The sequence below is a fragment of the Candidatus Methylomirabilota bacterium genome (assembly GCA_036002485.1).
In the GTDB taxonomy this organism is placed as follows: domain Bacteria; phylum Methylomirabilota; class Methylomirabilia; order Rokubacteriales; family CSP1-6; genus AR37.
In genome coordinates, this window is record DASYTI010000048.1 from 1 (window position 1) to 7,183 (window position 7,183).

General features: G+C 66.9%; 10 protein-coding genes. 8 read left to right on the forward strand and 2 right to left on the reverse strand.

Features of this window, described 5'->3' with window-relative positions; genetic code table 11:
• The 7 genes from VGT00_05455 to yfbR all read left to right on the forward strand — a co-directional run.
• Positions 1-622: branched-chain amino acid ABC transporter permease (locus tag VGT00_05455; protein ID HEV8530840.1), on the forward strand; the 622-nt coding region annotated here is incomplete at its 5' end.
• Positions 623-625: 3 nt separating this feature from the next.
• On the forward strand, positions 626-1,597 hold the full coding sequence (locus tag VGT00_05460; GenBank protein ID HEV8530841.1) for a branched-chain amino acid ABC transporter permease: 972 nt from the start codon (positions 626-628) through the stop codon (positions 1,595-1,597).
• Positions 1,590-2,339 (forward strand): ABC transporter ATP-binding protein, encoded by a 750-nt coding sequence (locus VGT00_05465; protein ID HEV8530842.1) that lies wholly within the window; start codon positions 1,590-1,592, stop codon positions 2,337-2,339. The genes VGT00_05460 and VGT00_05465 overlap by 8 nt, the downstream gene beginning before the upstream one ends.
• A 26-nt stretch (positions 2,340-2,365) precedes the next feature.
• Positions 2,366-3,007, forward strand: a complete 642-nt coding sequence (locus tag VGT00_05470) for an ATP-binding cassette domain-containing protein (GenBank protein ID HEV8530843.1) — start codon at positions 2,366-2,368, stop codon at positions 3,005-3,007.
• Positions 3,008-3,086: 79 nt separating this feature from the next.
• The gene (locus VGT00_05475) at positions 3,087-3,605 is read left to right on the forward strand and encodes a hypothetical protein (GenBank protein ID HEV8530844.1); all 519 of its coding nucleotides are present in this window, start codon (positions 3,087-3,089) and stop codon (positions 3,603-3,605) included.
• Positions 3,606-3,686: 81 nt separating this feature from the next.
• Complete coding sequence (locus VGT00_05480; protein HEV8530845.1) at positions 3,687-4,097, forward strand: hypothetical protein; 411 nt, start codon at positions 3,687-3,689, stop codon at positions 4,095-4,097.
• Positions 4,098-4,106: 9 nt separating this feature from the next.
• Entirely contained in the window at positions 4,107-4,685 is a 579-nt protein-coding gene (gene yfbR, locus VGT00_05485) for a 5'-deoxynucleotidase (protein HEV8530846.1), read from the forward strand.
• Between the two features lie 25 nt (positions 4,686-4,710).
• Here yfbR and dut read toward each other — a convergent pair whose 3' ends face one another.
• Positions 4,711-5,139: a dUTP diphosphatase gene (gene dut, locus VGT00_05490; protein HEV8530847.1), complete on the reverse strand. Its 429-nt coding sequence runs from the start codon at positions 5,137-5,139 to the stop codon at positions 4,711-4,713.
• 4 nt (positions 5,140-5,143) lie between these two features.
• Entirely contained in the window at positions 5,144-6,226 is a 1,083-nt protein-coding gene (locus tag VGT00_05495; GenBank protein HEV8530848.1) for an Ldh family oxidoreductase, read from the reverse strand.
• Between the two features lie 171 nt (positions 6,227-6,397).
• Between VGT00_05495 and VGT00_05500 the strand changes: the two genes are divergently transcribed.
• Positions 6,398-7,183: magnesium chelatase domain-containing protein (locus VGT00_05500; protein HEV8530849.1), on the forward strand; the 786-nt coding region annotated here is incomplete at its 3' end.

Consider the following 7,183-nt stretch of genomic DNA (forward strand, 5'->3'; position numbering starts at 1 on the left):
GCGAGTGTACGGCCGGGCGGAGGCGATCCAGCTCCTGCTCACGTTTTCGATCTTCCTGATCCTGGACGATCTGATGAAGCTCATCTGGGGAACCAAGCCGTTGTTCGTCAGCGAGCCCTACACGCTCCTCGGGGAGTTCTCTCTCTCCGGCATTCGGTATTCCTGGTACCAGGTGCTGCTCATCGCGGTGGCCATCCTCTTCGGCGGGGCACTGGTCTGGGCAGTGCGCGGCACCCGCATCGGGAAGATTGTCGTCTCGGTCATCAACGATCGGGAGATCAGCCAGGCCATCGGCATCAACGTGAACCGCATCAACATGCTCTCCTTCACCCTGGGGGCCTTCTGTGCCGCCCTCGGGGGGGCCCTGATCGCTCCGACCATCGCCGTGGCGCCGGGCTTCGCCGTGGACGCCACGGTGCTCGCCTTCGCGGTGATCGCCATCGGGGGCATGGGAAACCTCGAGGGGGCAGCTCTCGGAGCGCTGATGGTGGGGCTGCTGCGAGCCATGGCCGTCCACCTCCTGCCGGAGGCCGACCTGGTGGTGATTTACCTGGCCATGATCGTGGTCCTCGTCATCCGCCCGCAGGGGCTCTTCGGCGAACTGCAGCTCCGGAGGATCTGACGGATGGATGCCAATCGGCTCCCGCTGGTCCCCACGGCAGGGGCGGTGTTCCTCCTTGTCGTCCCCTTCATCTTGCCGGACTGGATGAAGTTCATCGTCACGCTGGCCATGGCCAAATTCGTGGCCGTGCTGGCGGTGGCGCTCTTTCTCAGGGCCAACTTGGTGACCTTCGGCCACGCCATGTTCTATGCCGTGGGCGCCTATGTGGTGGGCTTCGGGGTCAAGTGGTTTCGCTTCCACGACATGGTGGTGCTGCTCCCGCTCGGGGCTCTGTTGGGCGCCGGGGTGGCGGCCCTCGTCGGCCTGGTCATGGCCCGGTACCGCGAGGTGTTCTTCGCCATGCTCAACCTGGCCTTCTCCATGATGCTCTACGGCGTCCTTCTCAAGCTCTACTGGCTCACCGGCGGGACCGACGGGCTGGGCGTGGGGGTGCCCACGTTTCTCGGGTACGCGCCGACGAGGGAGCACCTCCGGGACTTCCTCTACTACACGACGCTGGGTGTCGCGGGAATCGTCATCTACGTGGTCTATCGTTTCCTGGCGTCCCCCCTCGGATTCTATCTCCGGGCCCTGGCGGACAACGAGATCCGCATCGAATACTCTGGCCAATCGGCGCGGCGCGTCCTGTACATCACCTACATCGTTTCCGGCGCGTTGGGCGGGGTGTCCGGGGTCCTGGCCGCCTTCACCGTCGGGCACATCGTGCCGGAGTATTCCTTCTGGATCCAGTCCGGCGACTTTGTCTTCGTGGCGATCCTGGGGGGGTATGGGAGCGTCGTCGGTCCCCTGATCGGCTCCGTCGCTTTCGAGTTCATCCGTACCTACGCCTCCAAGTACTTCCCGAACGAATGGCAGATGACCCTCGGCATCATCATGCTCGCGATCATCCTCTTCCGCCCCGGGGGACTCTGGGCCATCTACGAGTCCCTGGCGGCCCGGTTCGGGAAGCGGACGAGCGAGGGGCAGCGTGCCTGAGGCGTCGGTCCTGAGAACGATCGACCTGACCAAATCCTTCGGGATGGTCACGGCGGCCGATCGGATCAACGTGGAGATTCGCGCAGGCGAGCTGGTCGGCATCGTGGGAGCGAACGGGTCAGGCAAAACCACGTTCCTGAACTTGATCACCGGCTATCTGACGCCCGAAGGCGGTCGCATCCTGCTGATGGGGGAGGACCGCACCGGGCTGCCGCCCCGAGTGATCACCAGGCTCGGGATTGCCCGCTCGTTCCAGATCCCTCAGCTCTACACCAACATGAGCGTCCTGGACAGCATCCTGCTCTCGCTGGCGGCTCAGGCGGACAAGGTCGGCTTCTGGCGGCCTCTCTACCGGCCACCGTGGACGGACGAGGGCATGGAAGCCCTCGAGCGATTTGGCCTCAAGGCCTACGCCCAGCGGCCCGTCAGCGAGCTGCCGGAGGGCGGGCGGAAGCTGCTCGACATCGCCCTCTCTTTCGCGCTCAAGCCGAAGCTCCTCCTGATGGACGAGCCCACGAGCGGGGTCAGCACCAAGGACAAGTTCCAGATCATGGACACCCTCATCAAGGTCGTGCAGGAAAGCCGCCTCACGACGATCTTCGTGGAGCACGACATGGAAGTGGTGCAGCGCTACGGCCAGCGGGTGCTGGCCTTCAACGACGGTCGGGTCATTGCTGACGGGAGGCCGGAGGCGGTGCTGGCGGATCCGGACGTGCGGAAAGCTGTTCTGGGTCGGGTGTAAGGATGCTCAACGTCGAGAGGCTCCACGTGAGCATCAAGGGGTTCCCCATCCTCCGAGGGGTCACCCTGGAAATCTCGGCAGGAGGCCTGGTTGGTCTGGTGGGCCGCAACGGCGCCGGAAAGACGAGCACCCTGAAGGGGATCCTGGGTCTGGTGCCGGTGACGGGCGGACGCATCGCGCTGGACGGTACGGACCTCTCGAAGGTGCCCGCGCACAAGCGCGCCCCGCTGGGGATCGGCTACATGCCCGAGGATCGACGGCTCATCGGCGCCTTGACGGTCGAGGACAACATCCTGATGCCGGCCTGGGCCACGGGGCGCGCGGATGAGCGCCAACGGCTCACGTACATCTACGACATCATGCCTGACGTGCCGCCGCTGGCCCGCCGTCGGGCCTCGACGCTCTCTGGCGGCCAGCAGAAGATGGCGGCGCTGGCCCGGGCGGTCATGACTGGCACGAAGCTCCTACTCCTGGATGAAGCGTTCGAAGGGCTCTCCCCCGCCACCGGTGAGAAGTTCGCCCGCACCATCCAGGCGCTCCAGCGCGAGGGGCTGGCCATCCTCATCGCCGAATCCGACGACAAGCGTCTCGACTTCGTCGACACCATCTACACCATCGAACGCGGTGAGATCGTCGAGCCTACTGGCGCCGTCCCGACTCGCGGATGAGCAGAATCACGCGGCCCCGAATCCGAGTGAGGCGCGCCGGACATATGCGAGAAGCATTCTGAAAAGGGGAGGGCTGACCATGGGTCGCCTGCGCGCGTCGCTGGCTGGGATGGTGGCGCTGCTGGGGGGGCTGGCCTCGCCGGTGTCAGCCCTCGACACGCCCAACGAACGGATCACGCTGGTGGGGCTCACCGGCGTCCACGTGGTCGTCTACCATGTCGGCACCGAGGGCGACCGAGACGGGCTGGCGCAATCGAGCCTTCAGGCCGAACTGGAGCAGCGGCTGCGCCTCGCCGGGCTCCGGCCCCTGGGTGCGACTGAAGCGCTCAGATCCGCGGGCCGGCCGACCCTCGAGCTCCGACTGGACCTGGCAAGATCGCGGCACGCGACTCAACTCTACGTCTACAGCGTCCAGCTGGCGCTGCGACAGCAGATTCAGCTCGCGCGAGCCCGGACTCTCGAATCGTTCGCCATCACGTGGAGCGAGCCCCCGGAAGTCGGCACGGTCGAGCCCGCCCACCTCTCTGTCGTCCTGGACGCCATGCGCGCCAAGGTGGACCAGTTCCTCGCTGCCTGGCGGGCCGCCAACCCGGACTGATTGCTGAACTGGTTCGTGCTCGGAATCGTGACGATCTCGTATCTGGTCGGCGCCGCCTGAACCAGTAGAGCCAGATCGTCCATGCGAGTGTTTCACACGGTGCGCGAGGCGAAGGACTTCTTCATCTCGCGGATCGTGGAGCAAGCGAACCGAGAGCATCATCCCCTGTCGGATCTCGAAACACGGATGCTGTACTTCACGGAGACGGGGCCGGAGGCATCATCCGGTCTCATGGAGAGCGCGGCGGAGTTCGAGGCCACCCACGACGACGCCAAGTACGAGCAGATGATCGCCGGGCTGCTGAATCGGGCGTATCGGGCAGACCTCGAGCGGGCCAGGCAGGGCAGAGAGGACGATCCCAGGCTAGTCTATCGGCAGGCGCTCGACCTCCTGAGAACCGAGGACCACTACCTCACCATCATGATCGAGCAAGGCATCGGCGACAAGCTCAGCTGGGGCGGCTGGCTGAGAAAATTTCTCGGCATCACGTAACCTGAGCCCATGAGCCACTTCTTCGCGTACCTCTTCAGGATGAAGTTCATCCGGCGCTGGGGGCTCATGTACAGCACCTACCCGGAGAACGTCCAGGAGCACAGCCTGAGGGTGGCCCAGATCGCCCACGCCCTCGCCGTCATCCGCAACCGGCTGTTCGGCGGCGACGTCAATGCCGAGCGCACGGCCGTGCTCGCCCTCTACCACGACGCGAGCGAGGTCCTCACGGGCGACCTGCCCACCCCGGTCAAGTACTTCAATCCCGACATCGCCGTCGCCTACCGCGCCATCGAGAAGATCGCGAGAGACAAGCTGGTGAGCATGGTCCCCGATCCGCTGCGCGGCGCCTATCAGCCCTACTTCGAGACCCAGGCGTCGGATCAAGAGCTGCTCGAGCTGGTGCGGGCCGCGGACAAGATCTGCGGATACATCAAATCCCTGGAGGAGATCTCGACGGGCAATGCGGAGTTCGTCCAGGCGGAAAAAGCCCTGCGGGCGGCCATCGAGAAGATTACGCTTCCTGAGGTTCGCTACTTCATGGATACCTTCGTGGCGAGCTTCCGCCTGACCCTCGACGAGCTCAAGTAGAGCGACGCCGGGCCCAGGCGCGGCGCTAGGTCCCCGTGCTCCCGAAGCCGCCCTCGCCCCGGCTCGAGTCGGGCAGCCGCTCCGTCTCGACGAGGCGCGCCTGAGCGACGGGCTGGATGACGAGCTGGGCGATGCGCTCGCCACGCTCGAGGGTGACCGGCTCAGCGCCGTGGTTGATCAGGAGAACCTGGATCTCTCCGCGATAGCCCGCGTCGACCAAGCCGGGAGCGTTGAGCACGGTGATGCCGTGCTTGAGGGCGAGGCCGGAGCGCGGCAGGACCAGGCCGGCATGCCCCTCGGGAATGGCCAGACGCAGGCCGGTCGGCACGACGCCGCGCTCGCCGGGCTTGAGGGTGACCGACTGGGCCGCGCGCAGATCAAGCCCCGCATCGCCCGGGCGCGCATAGGCGGGCAGGGGGGGGCTTGCCTCGTCGCGACGGGCGGGAATGTCCACGCGCTCAGAAGAGCTCGAACGCCACGTGGTACTCCTTGGCCAGAACCTCGAGCTCGCGCACGACCACATCGGTCAGCGGGATGCCATCGCGCAGCCGCTCCGTCTTGCGCCGGAACTCGAGCTGGCCGGCCACCAGGATCTCCTTGGTTTCGCCCGCGGTCTCCGAGGTCTTGATGTGGCGCACGAGCCGATCGACGCGGGCGCAGAACTGGTCGAGCGGCATGAAGGCCTCCGGATTGATCGTCATGTAGAACCCGCTGGTGACGAGCGGCTCCTTGCCGAAATCCTTCATGGCGGGCACGTCGCGGCCGAAGAGCCCGCCCGAGAGCACCCCGCCCAGCACTTCCACGATCGTGGCGAGCCCGAAGCCCTTGTACCCGCCCGCCCACTGGAGAAATCCGTGGAAGATGGCCTCGTGCGGGTCCGTGGTGGGCACGCCGTGCCGGTCGAGCGCCCAGTCGGCGGGGATGGGCGCGCCCTTCTTCCCCGCCTGTCGCAGCTTGCCCGCGGCCACGATGGATGTCGCCATGTCGAGAACGATGGGCTCCTCCTGGCCCGCGGGCACCGCCACGCTGAAAGGATTGGTGGCGAGGGTCGGTGTCTTGCCCCCATAGGGTGGCAAGATGGTCGGGCCGTTGTTGCAGGAGAGCCCGATCAACCCGCGCTGCGCCGCCATCATCGGATAGAAGCCCACCATCCCGGTATGGGTCACGTTGCGCGCGGTGACGCAGGCGATCCCGGCGCCTCGCCCCTTGTCGATGGCCATCTCCATGGCCTGGCGGGCGACCACGATGCCGAAGCCCTGGTCGCCCTCGAGCATGGCCGTGGACTCTGTCTCGCGGAGGACCTGGATCTTCGGCCGTGGATTGAGGAGCCCGAGGCGAATCATGCTGATATAGCCGGCGACCCTGGTGGAGCCATGGGACTCGACCCCGCGGAGATCCGCCTCGACGAGCACCTCGGCCACCGTCGCCGCGTCTGCGGGCGGCGCGCCCGCGGCGGTGAACAGGCGCCCAATCAAAGCCCGGAGCGGCTCGGGCTTCACGTGCCGCACGGCGCTGTCCCGAGAGTCCTCCGGCTTGGTCACCCTATCTCCTTTGATGCCCGGGCCCATGGCCCTGAATGCGGCGATGAGTCGAGACTAGCAGAAGCCGTGAGCGGAACGTATGCCTGAGTCGCCCCTCGTTTACCGGGCGGCCGCCCCGTGTATCCGACTTGAGTCGTTGACGGTTTCATCGCGCCTCCCGACACTCTGGCCATGCTCGCCCGGGTGCGCTCGGCGGCCGTCTTTGGGATCGAGGCGGCCGACGTCTCCGTGGAAGTGGACGTCACCCCGGGCCTGCCCTCCTTCACCACGGTGGGGCTGCCGGATTCCGCCGTGCGCGAGAGCCGCGACCGCGTGCGCGCGGCCATACGCAACGCGGGCTTCGAGTTCCCCGTGGAGCGCATCACGGTCAACCTCGCCCCCGCCGAGCTCCGCAAGGAAGGCGCCGTCTTCGATCTGCCCATGGCCCTGGGAATCCTGTCGGCCACGGGACTCGTGAAGCCGGGGCGCCTCGAGGACACGGTCATCCTGGGCGAGCTCTCGCTCGACGGCCAGGTCCGCGCCGCGCGGGGCGTGCTGCCCGTGGCCCTTCATTGCCGGCGCGCCGGCATCGCGCGGCTTCTCGTCTCCGCGGCCAACGCCGCCGAGGCTGCCGTGGTCAGTGGTCTCGCCGTCATTCCCGTCGAGACCATCCACGACGCCGTCGAGTACCTGAATGGCGAGCGCGACATCGTGCCGCAGCAGCCGGAGAGCGAGGGCTGGGCCTCGGAAGACGGCTCGGACCATCTCGACCTCGGGGATGTCCGCGGCCATGCGCACGCCAAGCGAGCGCTCGAGATCGCCGCGGCCGGTGGACACAATATCTTGATGCTGGGGCCGCCCGGCTCGGGCAAGACCATGCTGGCCCGCCGGCTGCCCACCATCCTGCCTCCGCTCTCGCTCGACGAATCGATCGAGGTCACCGCCGTGTGGAGCGTGGCGGGTCTCCTGCCCGCCGGC

Bases quoted from the DNA above. Each gene is read 5' to 3' on its own strand.
- VGT00_05475 (HEV8530844.1), top strand. From the start codon at position 3,087: ATGGGTCGCCTGCGCGCGTCGCTGGCTGGGATGGTGGCGCTGCTGGGG.
- yfbR (HEV8530846.1), top strand. From the start codon at position 4,107: ATGAGCCACTTCTTCGCGTACCTCTTCAGGATGAAGTTCATCCGGCGC.
- VGT00_05460 (HEV8530841.1), top strand. From the start codon at position 626: ATGGATGCCAATCGGCTCCCGCTGGTCCCCACGGCAGGGGCGGTGTTC.
- VGT00_05480 (HEV8530845.1), top strand. From the start codon at position 3,687: ATGCGAGTGTTTCACACGGTGCGCGAGGCGAAGGACTTCTTCATCTCG.